The sequence below is a fragment of the Streptomyces sp. NPDC003032 genome (genome assembly GCF_053591415.1).
In genome coordinates this window covers 41,424-54,742 of sequence record NZ_JBSFTT010000042.1, presented here as the reverse complement: position 1 = coordinate 54,742, position 13,319 = coordinate 41,424, and the positions used below count along the sequence as shown (strand labels likewise).

14 protein-coding genes are annotated in these 13,319 nt (G+C 69.1%); 5 read left to right on the top strand and 9 right to left on the bottom strand.

From position 1 onward, the window contains the following. Positions 1-430: 430 nt before the first annotated feature. A complete protein-coding gene (locus ACWDZ7_RS36550; protein WP_451803051.1) occupies positions 431-1,072 on the bottom strand; it encodes a DNA-3-methyladenine glycosylase in 642 nt (213 codons plus the stop codon). 137 nt (positions 1,073-1,209) lie between these two features. On the opposite strand from ACWDZ7_RS36550, the gene ACWDZ7_RS36545 reads away from it, so the two are divergent. The 3 genes from ACWDZ7_RS36545 to ACWDZ7_RS36535 all read left to right on the top strand — a co-directional run bounded on the left by ACWDZ7_RS36545 (position 1,210) and on the right by ACWDZ7_RS36535 (position 3,246). Next, entirely contained in the window at positions 1,210-1,992 is a 783-nt protein-coding gene (locus ACWDZ7_RS36545; protein WP_451519768.1) for a sporulation protein, read from the top strand. 36 nt (positions 1,993-2,028) lie between these two features. Further along, on the top strand, positions 2,029-2,568 hold the full coding sequence (locus ACWDZ7_RS36540; RefSeq protein ID WP_451803050.1) for a YbhB/YbcL family Raf kinase inhibitor-like protein: 540 nt from the start codon (positions 2,029-2,031) through the stop codon (positions 2,566-2,568). A 171-nt stretch (positions 2,569-2,739) separates the two neighbouring features. Beyond that, positions 2,740-3,246, top strand: coding sequence for an HNH endonuclease (locus ACWDZ7_RS36535; RefSeq protein ID WP_451803049.1), 507 nt, complete (start codon positions 2,740-2,742; stop codon positions 3,244-3,246). 9 nt (positions 3,247-3,255) lie between these two features. On the opposite strand, the gene ACWDZ7_RS36530 is transcribed toward ACWDZ7_RS36535, so the two are convergent. The 3 genes from ACWDZ7_RS36530 to ACWDZ7_RS36520 form a co-directional block, all read right to left on the bottom strand. After that, positions 3,256-4,191, bottom strand: coding sequence for an SPFH domain-containing protein (locus ACWDZ7_RS36530; protein WP_451803048.1), 936 nt, complete (start codon positions 4,189-4,191; stop codon positions 3,256-3,258). 117 nt (positions 4,192-4,308) lie between these two features. Then, positions 4,309-4,737, bottom strand: coding sequence for an NfeD family protein (locus tag ACWDZ7_RS36525; protein WP_451803047.1), 429 nt, complete (start codon positions 4,735-4,737; stop codon positions 4,309-4,311). Between the two features lie 65 nt (positions 4,738-4,802). Next, complete coding sequence (locus tag ACWDZ7_RS36520) at positions 4,803-5,600, bottom strand: ABC transporter ATP-binding protein (RefSeq protein WP_451519763.1); 798 nt, start codon at positions 5,598-5,600, stop codon at positions 4,803-4,805. 121 nt (positions 5,601-5,721) lie between these two features. On the opposite strand from ACWDZ7_RS36520, the gene ACWDZ7_RS36515 reads away from it, so the two are divergent. Next, positions 5,722-6,504, top strand: coding sequence for a hypothetical protein (locus ACWDZ7_RS36515; protein ID WP_451803046.1), 783 nt, complete (start codon positions 5,722-5,724; stop codon positions 6,502-6,504). A gap of 198 nt (positions 6,505-6,702) precedes the next feature. Here the strand turns inward: ACWDZ7_RS36515 and ACWDZ7_RS36510 are convergent, their stop codons facing one another. From ACWDZ7_RS36510 to ACWDZ7_RS36495, 4 genes are all read right to left on the bottom strand, one after another. Then, a complete protein-coding gene (locus ACWDZ7_RS36510) occupies positions 6,703-6,891 on the bottom strand; it encodes a chaplin (RefSeq protein WP_451803045.1) in 189 nt (62 codons plus the stop codon). A 169-nt stretch (positions 6,892-7,060) separates the two neighbouring features. Continuing rightward, positions 7,061-7,306 (bottom strand): chaplin, encoded by a 246-nt coding sequence (locus tag ACWDZ7_RS36505; protein ID WP_451803044.1) that lies wholly within the window; start codon positions 7,304-7,306, stop codon positions 7,061-7,063. 173 nt (positions 7,307-7,479) lie between these two features. Next, positions 7,480-8,142, bottom strand: a complete 663-nt coding sequence (locus ACWDZ7_RS36500) for a response regulator (RefSeq protein ID WP_451803043.1) — start codon at positions 8,140-8,142, stop codon at positions 7,480-7,482. Beyond that, complete coding sequence (locus tag ACWDZ7_RS36495) at positions 8,135-9,280, bottom strand: GAF domain-containing sensor histidine kinase (protein ID WP_451803042.1); 1,146 nt, start codon at positions 9,278-9,280, stop codon at positions 8,135-8,137. Before ACWDZ7_RS36495 ends, ACWDZ7_RS36500 begins: the two co-directional genes overlap by 8 nt. Before the next feature lie 441 nt (positions 9,281-9,721). On the opposite strand from ACWDZ7_RS36495, the gene ACWDZ7_RS36490 reads away from it, so the two are divergent. After that, positions 9,722-10,411 (top strand): transglycosylase SLT domain-containing protein, encoded by a 690-nt coding sequence (locus ACWDZ7_RS36490; RefSeq protein ID WP_451803041.1) that lies wholly within the window; start codon positions 9,722-9,724, stop codon positions 10,409-10,411. Between the two features lie 112 nt (positions 10,412-10,523). On the opposite strand, the gene ACWDZ7_RS36485 is transcribed toward ACWDZ7_RS36490, so the two are convergent. Further along, the gene (locus ACWDZ7_RS36485; RefSeq protein ID WP_451803052.1) at positions 10,524-13,163 is read right to left on the bottom strand and encodes an FHA domain-containing protein; all 2,640 of its coding nucleotides are present in this window, start codon (positions 13,161-13,163) and stop codon (positions 10,524-10,526) included. Positions 13,164-13,319: the final 156 nt, after the last annotated feature.

Sequence of the window (13,319 nt, the reverse complement as noted above, 5' to 3'; positions counted from 1 at the left end):
CTCACCGAAGTGAGTCGGGGTATCAACATATCTGGCGTTGACTTTTGGCACGCTGTTGAGTTCTCAAGGAACGGACGCTTCCTTTGTACTCACCCGCAGAACATTCTCTGGGGCTTTCCTCCGGGCGCTTCCCTTCGGTATTTCGTGTTTCCAACCCTACCAGATCCGCTTTCCGTTCCGTTTCCGGTTCGGATTTCATTTCCGGTGGCCGTTGGAGGGCCTTTGCCTTTCGGCGTGTTCACTACGTTAGCGGATTCCCTCCGCAACTCATAATCGAGTTCCGCGGGTTCGAATTCCGACATGCGAGCATGCGAAACAAGCCCCCGCCGAGGGGAAGTCGTAGGTAGTGGTTGGCCGCTTCCAGCTCCCGGCAGATTGCCGTGACCGGTTCAAGCGGCTCGGACTACATTACGGAGGCCCCCAGGCCGCGTCAAGTTCGGCGGCGACGGGGCGCGTGGGCCCGATAGGGGCTGACCGTAGGGTCGTTGGCCGTCCAGAACCGCCAGGGGTGGACCGACCCCTCCCCTCCTACTCCGGTGCGGGGACCCTCACTGACCTGGTCGGCCTCGACGGGAGTGCCCGCGAGGACCGTGAAGGGACTGGCCGGGTCTCCACAGAGGTCCGCGCCGTCGAGGCTTCGGTCCACATCGAGGGCGGTGGCCAGGCGGGCCGGGCCTTTGGCCAGTTCCTTGTCGTTACGGGCCGAGAGTCGACGCTTGCGGGCCAGCTCGGCGCCCACGGTGATCTCGCCGGCCCGCAGCAGGACCGCGCTCGCCATGCCCTCCGGGCCGCACACCATGTTCATGCAGTGCCACATGCCGTAGGTGAAGTAGACGTACACATGTCCCGGCGGACCGAACATCACGTCGTTGCGGGGTGTGCGGCCGCGGTAGGCGTGCGAGCCGGGGTCGACTTCACCGGCGTATGCCTCCACCTCTGTCAGGCGCAGCTCGATCGGTCCTTCGTCCGAGTCGCGTACAAGGACGCGTCCCAGGAGGTCCCGGGCGACCTCCAGGACGGGGCGGTCGAAGAAGTCTCGGCTCAGAGGCGTACGGTCAGGGGTCGCGATCATGCCTTACGAGCGTAGCGCACCTGGTCCGTATATACGGATGGCCTTCGGGGCGCTCGGTCGCCAGGGTGGTGACGCGGAACCGGGTGGGGTTCCCTCGCGTTTGTACCGATCAAAGATTCCATTCGAAGAGGAGAGTCATGGGGTTCAAGAAGCTGCTCGCGAGTCTGGGGGCCGGAGGTGCCTCGGTCGAGACCGTGCTGACCGAGGTCAATGTGGTCCCGGGCGGCGTGGTCCAGGGTGAGGTGCGGATCCAGGGCGGGTCGGTGGACCAGCAGATCGAGGGGCTCTCCGTCGGTCTGCAGGCCCGGGTCGAGGTCGAGGGCAACGACCAGGAGACCAAGCAGGACATCGAGTTCACCAAGCTGCGGCTCGGCGGCGCCTTCACGCTCCTGGCCAACGAGGTGCACGCGGTGCCGTTCGGCCTGGAGATCCCCTGGGAGACGCCGGTCACGAGCATCGACGGGCAGCAGCTGCGCGGCATGAACATCGGTGTGACCACCGAGCTGGAGATCGCGCGCGCCGTGGACTCCGGGGACCTCGACCCGATCAACGTGCACCCGCTGCCGGCGCAGCAGGCCATTCTGGACGCCTTCATTCAGCTGGGCTTCCGCTTCAAGAACGCCGACATGGAGCGCGGCCACATCCGCGGTACACGGCAGAAGCTGCCGTTCTACCAGGAGATCGAGTTCTACCCGCCGCAGCAGTACCGCGGCCTCAACCAGGTCGAGTTGAGTTTCGTCGCGGACGACCGGGAGATGGACGTCGTCCTGGAGATGGACAAGAAGCCGGGTCTGTTCAGTGAGGGCAGCGACTCGTTCCGGTCGTTCAAGGTGGGTCTGAACGACTTCCAGGGCACGGACTGGACGGCGTACCTGAACGAGTGGCTGTCCCAGGTCGGCAGCAAGCGCAACTGGTTCTAGGCTCGGACGCACAGCAATCGACCAGGAGGTGCTCACGTGACCGAGCTGAAGAGGCCGCCGCTTCCCCACGACTTCCACCCGCCCGTGCCGTCGTTCACAGTCGCGAGCGAGGACCTGGAGCCGGGTGCGGTCCTTAAGGACGCTCAGGTCCAGGCGGGCGGGAACACCTCGCCGCAGCTGCGGTGGGAGGGCTTTCCGCCGGAGACCAAGAGCTTCGCCGTGACGTGCTTCGACCCTGATGCCCCTACGGGCAGCGGGTTCTGGCACTGGACCGTCTTCGACATCCCGGCGTCGGTCACCGAGCTGCCGGCCGGAGCGGGCAGCGGCAAGTTCGAGGGGCTGCCCGAGGGTGCGGTGCAGGTGCGCAACGACTACGGGACGAAGGACTTCGGAGGCGCCGCCCCGCCGCCCGGCGACCCGGCGCACCGCTATGTGTTCACCGTGTACGCGGTGGACCAGGAGAAGCTGGGGCCGGACTCGGACGCCTCGCCCGCGGTCGTGGGCTTCAACCTCCGGTTCCACACGCTCGCGCGTGCGCACGTGATCGCCGAGTACGGCGCCCCCGCCGAGAGCTGAGTTCCGTTGTGATCGTGAACTGAGCGTTCATGGATTGTTTGCCCGTCTCTGGTCATGGAAGTGATCAGAGACGGGCATTTTTTATTGCGTTGTCCATCTCGGCGTGCCCGGCCAGAGTTGATCCAAGCCCGCCAGGGGGTGGGCCGGTGCGTACGGGAGGTGGGCAGGTTGATGCGGGACACGCTGGTGCTGAACGCGAGCTTCGAGCCGCTCTCGACGGTGACGCTCAACCGAGCCGTCATTCTGGTGCTCCAGGACAAGGCGGTGGTCGAGCAGGCCCACCCCGGGCTCCGTGTGCGGGCCGCGGCGGTCGACATACCGGTGCCGCGGGTGATCAGGCTCTGCAGATACGTACGGGTGCCGTTCCGAAGACAGGCGCCGTGGTCGAGGCGGGGCGTCCTCGTCCGGGACCAGCACCGGTGCGCGTACTGCGGCAGGCGCGCGACGACGGTGGACCATGTGGTGCCGCGGTCGAAGGGGGGCGCCGACTCCTGGCTGAACACGGTGGCTTCGTGCGCGATGGACAATCACCGCAAGGCCAACCGGACGCCGGAGGAGGCGGGGATGCCGTTGCTGCGGCAGCCGTTCGAGCCGACGCCGGCCGACGCGATGCTCCTGTCGCTCGGGCGGGATGAGTTGGCCTCCCTGCCGGGGTGGCTGGCGCAGCCCGCGGCGTAGGGCTCCGCGTCAGTCGATCGGGGGCTGTTCGCGGCGCTCCTTGCTCGGCGAGGGGCTCGAACCGCCGCCCATCGGGCCGAAGTTGCCGAGTGCTCCGCCGAGGCCCTTGAGTGCGTCGCCGATCTCGCTGGGCACGATCCAGAGCTTGTTCGCGTCGCCCTCGGCGATCTTCGGGAGCATCTGGAGGTACTGGTACGCGAGGAGCTTCTGGTCCGCGTCGCCGGCGTGGATGGACTCGAAGACCGTACGGATCGCCTGGGCCTCGCCCTCGGCGCGCAGGGCCGCGGCCTTGGCCTCGCCTTCGGCGCGCAGGATCGCGGACTGCTTCTCACCCTCGGCGCGGAGGATCTCCGACTGCCGTACACCCTCGGCCTGGAGGATCGCGGCGCGCTTGTCGCGGTCGGCGCGCATCTGCTTCTCCATCGAGTCCTGGATGGAGGTCGGCGGCTCGATCGCCTTGAGTTCGACGCGGTTGACGCGGATGCCCCACTTGCCGGTGGCCTCGTCGAGGACGCCGCGCAGGGCCGCGTTGATCTCCTCGCGGGAGGTCAGGGTCCGCTCCAGGTCCATGCCGCCGATGATGTTGCGCAGGGTGGTGACGGTGAGCTGCTCGATCGCCTGGATGTAGCTGGCGACTTCGTACGTCGCGGCCCTTGCGTCGGTCACCTGGTAATAGATGACCGTGTCGATGTTGACCACCAGGTTGTCCTGGGTGATCACCGGCTGGGGCGGGAAAGGGACGACCTGTTCACGGAGGTCGATGCGGTTGCGGATCGAGTCGATGAACGGGACGACGATGTTCAGGCCGGCGTTCAGCGTGCGTGTGTAGCGGCCGAAGCGCTCGACGATGGCGGCGCTGGCCTGTGGGATGACCTGGATGGTCTTGATCAGGGCGATGAAGACCAGCACCACCAGAATGATCAGGACGATGATGATGGGTTTCATCGTGACTCCCCGTACCCTTCATGCCTCGGTGTTTGTCCGCGCGATCCCGAAGATCTGCGGGATCTCAAAGATCTTGCTGGTCGAGTCTGTCAGACCGCCGCACGGCCCGTGGGGCGTTCACAGGACGATGGCCGTCGCTCCGTCGATCTCGACGACGTCCACTTCTTGGCCCGCCTCGTAGGCCCGGTCCGTGTCGAGCGCGCGCGCCGACCAGATCTCGCCCGCGAGCTTGATGCGGCCGCCGGAGCCGTCGACCCGTTCCAGGACGACGGCCGACCTGCCCTTCAACGCCTCGACTCCGGTGGCCAGTTCGGGTCGTTGCGCTCGGTGCCGGGTCGCGATGGGGCGTACGACGGCGATGAGCGCGACCGAGACCGCGGCGAAGACGACGACCTGAAGGACCGTGTCGCCGCCGAGGCCGGCGGTCACGGCGGCCGCGACGGCGCCCACGGCGAGCATGCCGAGCTCCGGCATCGCGGTCAGTACGAGCGGGATTCCGAGCGCGGCGGCGCCGATCAGCCACCACACCCATGCGTCGATGTCCACGTGGTCATCGTAGGACCGGGGGTCCCTTCCGGGACAGGGCGCGATCAGTCCGGCCGGCACGCCCCTCAGGAGAGGGGCAGTCCCGTGGCGGTCCAGCGGTCGTTGCGCTGCTCGACGACGAGCGGGAGGCCGAAGCAGAGGGAGAGGTTGCGGGAGGTGAGTTCCAGCTCCAGCGGGCCCGCGGCGAGAACCTTGCCCTGGCGGATCATCAGGACGTGGGTGAAGCCGGGGGCGATCTCCTCGACGTGGTGCGTGACCATGATCATCGAGGGGGCGATCGGGTCGCGGGCGAGGCGGCCGAGGCGGCGTACGAGGTCTTCGCGGCCGCCGAGGTCGAGGCCCGCGGCGGGCTCGTCGAGGAGGAGCAGCTCGGGGTCGGTCATCAGGGCGCGGGCGATGAGGGTGCGCTTGCGCTCGCCCTCGGAGAGGGTGCCGAACCTGCGGTCGAGGTAGTCGCTCATGCCGAGTCGGTCGAGGAAGGCGCGGGCGCGCTGCTCGTCCACGTCCTCGTAGTTCTCGTGCCAGCCGGCGGTCATGCCGTACGCGGCGGTGAGGACCGTCTGCAGGACGGTCTGGCGCTTGGGCAGCTTCTCCGCCATCGCGATGCCTGCGACGCCGATGCGCGGGCGGAGTTCGAAGACGTCGGTGCCGGGCTTGCCGAGGGTCTCGCCGAGGATGGTGGCGGTGCCGGTGCTCGGGTGGAGGTAGCTGGACGCGACGTTGAGGAGGGTGGTCTTGCCCGCGCCGTTCGGGCCGAGGATGACCCAGCGCTCCCCTTCCTTGACCGACCAGGAGACCTGGTCCACCAGAGCCCGGCCCTCGCGGACCACAGATACGTCCTCAAGCTCCAGTACATCGCTCATGAGCGCGCTGTCTCCCATTGCAGTCTCGGTCGTCGCTCGCGCCGGTGGACGCGGCCCCCGGATAAAACCTACGCCACCGGTCGGGCGTTCCTGTCGTGAGGCCGGTCCTTAGGCTGTGTGCATGCTCTCGGAACCACGCTCAGGATCTCTGGCCGCATGGGGAAACGCCCTTTTGGCCGGACTTGTTTCTCCGGATGACGCGGTGCTCGCGATGGTCGGCGAGGACGCGGTGCACCGGGTCGAAGGACTTCCCGGCGAGTCGGGCCCCGTCGGCCTGACGCTCGCGATGGGGCGCTTGCGCACGCTCGGCGTGACGGGCTTCCGGGTGGCGCTGCCCGCCCCTGGGCATCCGCTCGGGCTGAGCGGGCCGCCCGAGTTCAACGCGCGCGCCCTGGAGGCGGAGGAGGCCGTCGTCGCGTTCGGGGCGCCCTTCGGGCTCGTGCCGGAGGTGTACGAGGCCGGGCCGGAGGGCGACGTGCACGTGGAGGTCCTCTGGCACTGTCTGCCGGTCCGTGCGGCGCCGCCCGCCGATGTGCCCTCGCTGGGCGAGGCGGAGCGGGAGCTCGCGGAGGCGCTGCGGGAGGCGACGCGGGTGCTTTCCCGGCTCGATGTCGCGGGGTCGGGGCCGGTCGCCGAGGCGGCGCTCGACGCGTACCGGGCGCGGGCGGAGGCGGGCCGCGAGGTGCTGGCCCCGGGGTATCCGCCGCGTGCGGTACGCGTGTTGGAGCTGGCGCAGCGGGTCGGTCTGCTGATTTCGCTGGCGTACGAGAACGGCCATGGCGGCGCCGTGAGCGCCTCGGAGATGGCCGCGCGGGGGCAGGCGCTGCGTCCGGTGGAGCGGACGGCCAGGCGTGCGCAGGTGGCCGCCTACAACGCGTACGTGGAGGAGCGGGAGCGGCGCTGAGGGGGCGGGGCGCGGCCCGCGGGGCGCGCTGTGGCGGCGAAGTGCCGCGGACTGCTTCACGTGGTCGGAGGACCCGGCCTGAGCGGCGGCACGGGCCTTGGGCGGGCCGGTCGGAATGGGGTCGGCTCGGGGCGCCCGGGGCAGGCCCCACGGACCGGGGGGAGCCGTGGGGCCTTCTGTGCTTGAGGGGACGGTGCGTCAGTGGCTCGCCGAGGCGTTGCCGAAGGCGGGGTTGAGCACGCCGATCACGGTGGCGCTGTCGCCCGTGGCGTTGACCGGGACGTGGACGGGTGCCTCGGGGAGGTTGCCGGAGCCGGCGCCCGGCGGGTTCTTGGCGGTGCCGTGGGCCTGGGCGTCCGGGGCGGCCTTCTCGGCGGTGCTGTTCATGGGAAGTGCTCCTCCTGCTGACATGGGCGACGCGGGCTGCGGGGTCAGGGGTCGTGCGGCGCGGTGGGGGGTGCGGAGAACGGGACCGGCCCCGCGGACGGAGCGTCGCAGGGCCGGTCGGCCGTGAATCCGGGCGCGGGCGAGCCGCCGGTCGATCGCGCGGGTGCGATCAGAGGTTCCCGCAGAGGTTGCCGAACGTCGGGTTCAGGGCGCCGATGACGGTGATGGTGTTGCCGCAGGCGTTCACCGGGACGTGGACCGGGGCCTGAACCAGGTTGCCGGAAACGACGCCCGGGGAGTTCTTGGCGGTGCCGTCGGCTTCCGCGCCGCCGTGGGCGGAGGCCATGCCGGCGCCGGCCGCGGCCAGTCCACCGGCCACCATCGTGACGGCCGCGGCCTTCTTCAGGTTCTTCACTTCTGGACCCTCCTTGCGATCGCTGCGACCGGCCGTCGCAGCACGCACTGGAGAACGGCCGGGCGGCGCGCGGGTTGCGCCATTCGGGTGACACTCACACGACGGTATGAATCTCATCCCGGAAGACGACGGTCCGCTTGGACAGCCCGTCGGCCCGTCGGCCGGTCAGCCGGTCAGCCGGTCACGCCATGGCGTACGGCCCAGAGCGCGGCCTGGGTGCGGTCGGCCAGGTCCAGCTTCATCAGGATGTTCGAGACGTGCGTCTTGACGGTCTTCTCGGAGAGGACGAGGGCGCGGGCGATCTCGCGGTTCGAGCGGCCGTCGGCGATCAGACAGAGGACCTCGCGCTCACGCTCCGTCAGCGAGCCGCCCCTTCCCTGGCTGCCGTTGGCCTCCTCCTGGGAGAGCAGCGCGCCCGCCACCTCGGGCTGCAGCAGGACGTGTCCCGCGTGCACCGAGCGGATGGCGCCGGCGAGGGCGTCCGGGTCGACGTCCTTGTAGACGTACCCCGCGGCGCCCGCGCGCAGGGCCGGGACGACCGTGCGCTGCTCGGTGAAGCTGGTGACGATGAGCACGCGCGCGGGGTTGGCCAGTTCGCGGAGCTTGCGCAGCGCCTCGACGCCGTCCATGCCGGGCATCTTGACGTCCATCAGGACGACGTCCGGCTTCAGCTCCTCCGTCCGCGCGACTCCTTCGGCGCCGTCGGACGCCTCGCCGACGACCTCGATGTCGTCCTGGATCTCCAGGAACGTCCGCAGGCCCCGGCGGACCACCTGGTGGTCGTCGACCAGCAGGACCCGGATCCTTGTCCTCGCATTGAGCACCGCGTCAGCCACCGGGGACCTCCATCTCGATCGTGGTGCCCTTGCCGGGCTCCGATTCCACGGTCAGCCGTCCGCCGACCCCGCTCGCCCGGTCCCGCATGGAGACTAGGCCCAGGTGGCGCCCGGCGCGCCGTATCGCCTTCGGGTCGAAGCCCGTGCCGTCGTCGACGACGCGCAGGGCGGCTCCGGCGCCCCGCTTGTCCAGGAGCACCGTGACCCGCTCGGCCCCGGAGTGGCGCAGGGCGTTGTGCAGGGCCTCCTGGGCGACCCGCAGCATGGCCTCCTCCTGGGAGGCGGGCAACGCGCGTACGCCGTTGCTCTCGAAGGTGACCTCGGCGGAGTGCGCGCGGTGCAGCACCTGTGTGTGCGTACGCAGTGTGGCCACCAGGCCGTCCTCGTCGAGGGCGGCGGGGCGCAGCTCCACGACGGCCGCGCGCAGCTCGTCGGCGGCTTCGGCGGCGAGGACCGCGACCTGCTGCAGTTCACCCTTGGCGCGGGTCGGGTCGCGGTCGACGAGGGCCGCGGCGGCCTGTGCCGTCAGGCGCAGGGAGAAGAGCTTCTGGCTGACGGCGTCGTGCAGCTCGTGGGCGAGGCGGGAGCGCTCCTCGGCGATGGTCAGCTCGCGGCTGCGCTCGTACAGGCGGGCGTTGGTGAGGGCGATCGCGGCGTGCTGGGCGAGGAGGGAGAGCAGTTCCTCGTCGTCCGCGGTGAAGCCGCAGCCGCCCTGGGGCTTGGGGCACTTCTTGTTGGCGAGGAAGAGCGCGCCGAGCGTCTCGTCGCCGTAACGGATCGGGAGGCCCAGGAAGTCGGACATGTCCGGGTGGGCGGAGGGCCAGCCCTCGAAACGGGGGTCCTCGCGCACGTCCGCGAGACGCTCGGGCTCGGCCTTCTGGAGCATCGCGGCGAGGATGCCGTGCTGTCTGGGCAGTGGGCCGATGGCCTTCCACTGCTCGTCGCTGACGCCGTCGACGACGAACTGGGCGAAGCCTCCGTGGTCGTCGGGGACCCCGAGCGCGGCGTACTCCGCGTCGAGCAGCTCGCGGGCCGAGGCGACGATCGTCTTGAGGACGTCGTGCACCTCCAGATGCCTGCTCATGGCGAGCAGCGCGGCGCTCACCGCGTCCAGGCCGGATCGGGGTCCTTGACTCATGGCCACACCGTACCGGCGGGGTGTGACAGTGCGTATCCGTCCTGTGGAGGCCCCCACCTAGGCCGCGGGGCCTAGGCCTATATAGGGAGGAGGGTCTAGCCGGGCAGCCCTCACGGAGAGCGTTGCTGCGGCAACTCCCGGTGAGGCTGTTACATGACCGATGTGAGCCCGCGCATAGGACGAACATCACGTACGAAGGTCCCTAGTGGACAAGGAATCCCTTATCCGATCGGGAATGCACGGCCGTCAAGGCCTCCTACCCGACCCCTGATCCACTATGCGGCATCGTACGTCACTTCTTTGCCACAGAATTTTGCTGCCGCTAAGAATTGCTCCGTCGCTCGGCGCCGCGGTCCCCCACCGCGGCGTTTGTGCCGGAGAAGCAGAACTGTCCCCCACCGGACGAGAGCGACCTCCGCTATCCGAAGAGGTCCCTTACGCATGTCCCAGCGCACCCCCGGTCATAGTCGCGCCAGCGTGACCAAGACCCAGAAGTTCTCGATCGCCGGTGTCGCCACGCTCGGCGCCGCCGCTCTCGCCTTCTCCCTCGTGCCGGGCGGCTCCGAGGCCGGAGCCCGGGTCACCGACGTCTCCCCCGTCGCCTTCGCCGCCTCCACCGGCGCCCAGAAGACGGTCCACGCCAGCGTCTCCAAGCAGCAGTCGAACGCCGACAAGCAGGCCAAGGACGCCGCCGCGAAGGCAGCCGCCGACAAGAGGGCCGCCGACGAGGCCGCCGCCAAGAAGAAGGCGGAGGACGAGCGCAAGGCCAAGGAGACGGCGAGCCGCGCCGCCGCCCGCAAGCCCGTCTACGCCAACAACCTCGACGGCTGGATACGCCAGTCCCTGGACATCATGCGGGCCAAGGGCATCCCCGGCTCCTACGAGGGTCTGCACCGCAACATCATCCGGGAGTCCTCGGGCAACCCCAACGCCGTCAACGGCTGGGACATCAACGCCATCAACGGCACCCCGTCGATCGGCCTGCTCCAGGTCATCCAGCCGACGTTCGACGCGTACCACGTAGAGGGCACCTCGACGAACATCTACGACCCGGTCGCCAACATCACGGCCGCGGCCAACTACGCCGCCGACCGGTACGGCTCGATGGACAACGTGAACGGCGCCTACTGAGCCTTGATCGCCTGATCAACGGACCTCTTCAGCCGAAGACGAGGTTCACGGACGCCGAAGGGCGGCACCCCGCGCTGGGTGCCGCCCTTCTCGTGTGCCCGGGGGCACGGGGTCACTTGCGCATGACCTCCGGCTCGTGGCGGCGCAGCAGGCGTGCGACGGCGAAGCCGCAGATGACGCCGAGCGCTAGCAGGATCGTGAGGTTCATGCCCCACTGTCCGGCCGAGTGCTCCCACAGGGGGTCGAGATCGGTGGGGTTCTTCGTGTCCCACGGCGGCATCAGGTGCGCGAGGTCCAGTGTGGAGCCCGCGCCCGCGATGGCCCAGCGCGACGGCATCAGCCAGGCGAACTGCTCCAGGCCCGGCGAGCCGTAGACCTGGAAGAGGACGCCGGTGAAGACGACCTGGACGATGGCGAACATGACCAGCAGCGGCATGGTCTTCTCGGCGGTCTTCACCAGCGAGGAGATGACCAGGCCGAACATCATCGAGGTGAAGCCGAGCGCGATGATCGTCAGGCAGATCTCCGCGGCCGGCGGCATGATCAGGCCTTCCTTCGGCAGCTCGCGCGGGGCGAAGCCGATGGCGCAGATGATGACGCCCTGGAAGGCCGTGATGACGCCGAGGACGATGACCTTGGACATCAGGTACGCCGAGCGGGAGAGGCCGGTGGCCCGTTCCCGTTCGTAGATGACCCGTTCCTTGATCAGCTCACGTACGGAGTTGGCCGCGCCCGAGAAGCACATGCCGACCGCGAGGATCAGCATGATCGTGCCGGCGTCGCCGTTGAACTTGTTCGGCGGCTTGGGCGGGCCGAGGCCGAAGTCGGCCGGGATGACGACGCTGACGATGCCGAGGACCGCGGGCAGGATCACCATCAGGCCCAGGAAGCCCTTGTCGGAGGCGATCACCGAGGTGTAGCGGCGGATCAGGGTCCACAGCTGCGAGCCCCAGCCCTGCGGCTTGGGCGGCTTCACCGCCTGCGGGGGCGACATCGATACGGACTGCGCGGCGACCGCGTCGATGTCCGCGGCGTACATCTGGTAGTGCTGCGAGCCCTTCCAGCGGCCCGCCCAGTCGTAGTCGCGGTAGTTCTCGAAGGCGGAGAACACGTCGGCCCAGGTGCTGTAGCCGAAGAAGTTGAGGGCTTCCTCCGGCGGGCCGAAGTACGCCACCGAGCCGCCCGGCGCCATGACGAGGAGCTTGTCGCAGATCGCAAGCTCGGCGACGGAGTGGGTAACGACGAGGACCGTGCGGCCGTCGTCGGCGAGGCCGCGCAGGAGCTGCATGACATCGCGGTCCATGCCCGGGTCGAGACCGGAGGTCGGCTCGTCCAGGAAGATCAGCGAGGGCTTGGTGAGCAGCTCCAGGGCGACCGACACGCGCTTGCGCTGGCCACCGGAGAGGGAGGTGACCTTCTTCTCCTTGTGGATGTCCAGCTTGAGCTCGCGCAGCACCTCGTCGATGCGGGACTCGCGCTCGGCCTCCGTGGTGTCGGCCGGGAAGCGCAGCTTGGCCGCGTACTTGAGGGCCTTCTTGACGGTCAGTTCCTTGTGCAGGATGTCGTCCTGCGGGACCAGACCGATGCGCTGGCGCAGCTCGGCGAACTGCTTGTAGAGGTTCCGGTTGTCGTAGAGGACGTCGCCCTGGTTGGCGGGCCGGTAGCCAGTGAGCGCCTTGAGCAGGGTGGACTTGCCGGAACCGGAGGGTCCGATCACCGCGATGAGCGACTTCTCCGGGACGCCGAAGGAGACGTCCTTGAGGATCTGCTTGCCGCCGTCGACCGTGACCGTGAGGTGGCGGGCCGAGAAGGAGACGTCACCGGTGTCGACGAACTCCTCTAGCTGTCCGCCGACGAGGCGGAAGGTCGAGTGGCCGACGCCGACGATGTCGTTCGGGCCGATCAGGACGGTCGAGGACTTCGCGATCGGCTGGCCGTTGACGTACGTGCCGTTGTGCGACCCGAGGTCGTGGATCTCGAAGCGGCCGTCGGGCGTCGCCGTGAACTCGGCGTGGTGGCGCGAGACCTGCAGGTCGGAGACGACCAGCTCGTTCTCCAGGGCGCGACCGATCCGCATCTTGCGGCCGAGTGCGAGCTGGTGGAACGTCGTCGGGCTGCGGTCGCCGTAGACCGGCGGGGCCCCCGCGGCGCCGCCGGAACCGGGGGTCTTCTGCGCGTACTGCTCGGCAGGGCCGCTCTGCTGCTGCGGCACGTGTGCTTGCTGCGGCGGCTGATGCTGTTGGGGCTGATGCTGTTGGGGCTGGGCTTGGTGCTGCTGCTGCCAGCCCTGCTGCTGCGGCTGGTACGGGACCTGCTGCTGGGGTGCCTGCTGGTGCGGGGCCTGCTGCTGAGCGGCCTGCGCGGCCCAGCCGGGACCCTCCTGCCGGGCCTGCGGCTGCTGGGCATGCTGCTGCTGAGATGCGGCCTGCTGCTGGGGCGCGGACACGGCCGCGGCCGCGGCGCTGCCGGACAGGTTCAGCCGCGGACCGTCGGTCGCGTTGCCGAGGTGCACGGCCGAACCGGGGCCGATCTCCATCTGGTGGATCCGCTGGCCCTGTACGAAGGTGCCGTTGGTACTGCCGTGGTCCTCAATGACCCAACTGCGCCCGCTCCAGCTGATCGTGGCGTGACGCCAGGACACCCTGGCGTCGTCGAGCGCTATGTCTCCCTGAGGATCACGTCCGAGGGTGTATGGCCTGGACGGATCGAGCGTCCAGGTCCTTCCATTCAATTCCAGTACGAGTTCCGGCACTCCATGCCCCACTGAGTTGTCCCCCGAGCTAGCCCCCATGTGGGGAGTCTAGGGATGTCGAACATCGGGAGGAACTATTTCAGGCTGAGGCGTCTGACCGAAAGTCGGGCCTTGTGAAGAGTGCGTACGGGCCCCCATGGTTGCCCCGTTGACGGG

What these genes read in the sequence shown, in the direction of transcription:
- ACWDZ7_RS36550 (WP_451803051.1), bottom strand. Translation starts at nt 1,072, where the DNA reads ATGATCGCGACCCCTGACCGTACGCCTCTGAGCCGAGACTTCTTCGAC.
- ACWDZ7_RS36545 (WP_451519768.1), top strand. Translation starts at nt 1,210, where the DNA reads ATGGGGTTCAAGAAGCTGCTCGCGAGTCTGGGGGCCGGAGGTGCCTCG.
- ACWDZ7_RS36535 (WP_451803049.1), top strand. Translation starts at nt 2,740, where the DNA reads ATGCGGGACACGCTGGTGCTGAACGCGAGCTTCGAGCCGCTCTCGACG.
- ACWDZ7_RS36530 (WP_451803048.1), bottom strand. Translation starts at nt 4,191, where the DNA reads ATGAAACCCATCATCATCGTCCTGATCATTCTGGTGGTGCTGGTCTTC.
- ACWDZ7_RS36520 (WP_451519763.1), bottom strand. Translation starts at nt 5,600, where the DNA reads ATGAGCGATGTACTGGAGCTTGAGGACGTATCTGTGGTCCGCGAGGGC.
- ACWDZ7_RS36515 (WP_451803046.1), top strand. Translation starts at nt 5,722, where the DNA reads ATGCTCTCGGAACCACGCTCAGGATCTCTGGCCGCATGGGGAAACGCC.
- ACWDZ7_RS36510 (WP_451803045.1), bottom strand. Translation starts at nt 6,891, where the DNA reads ATGAACAGCACCGCCGAGAAGGCCGCCCCGGACGCCCAGGCCCACGGC.
- ACWDZ7_RS36495 (WP_451803042.1), bottom strand. Translation starts at nt 9,280, where the DNA reads ATGAGTCAAGGACCCCGATCCGGCCTGGACGCGGTGAGCGCCGCGCTG.
- ACWDZ7_RS36490 (WP_451803041.1), top strand. Translation starts at nt 9,722, where the DNA reads ATGTCCCAGCGCACCCCCGGTCATAGTCGCGCCAGCGTGACCAAGACC.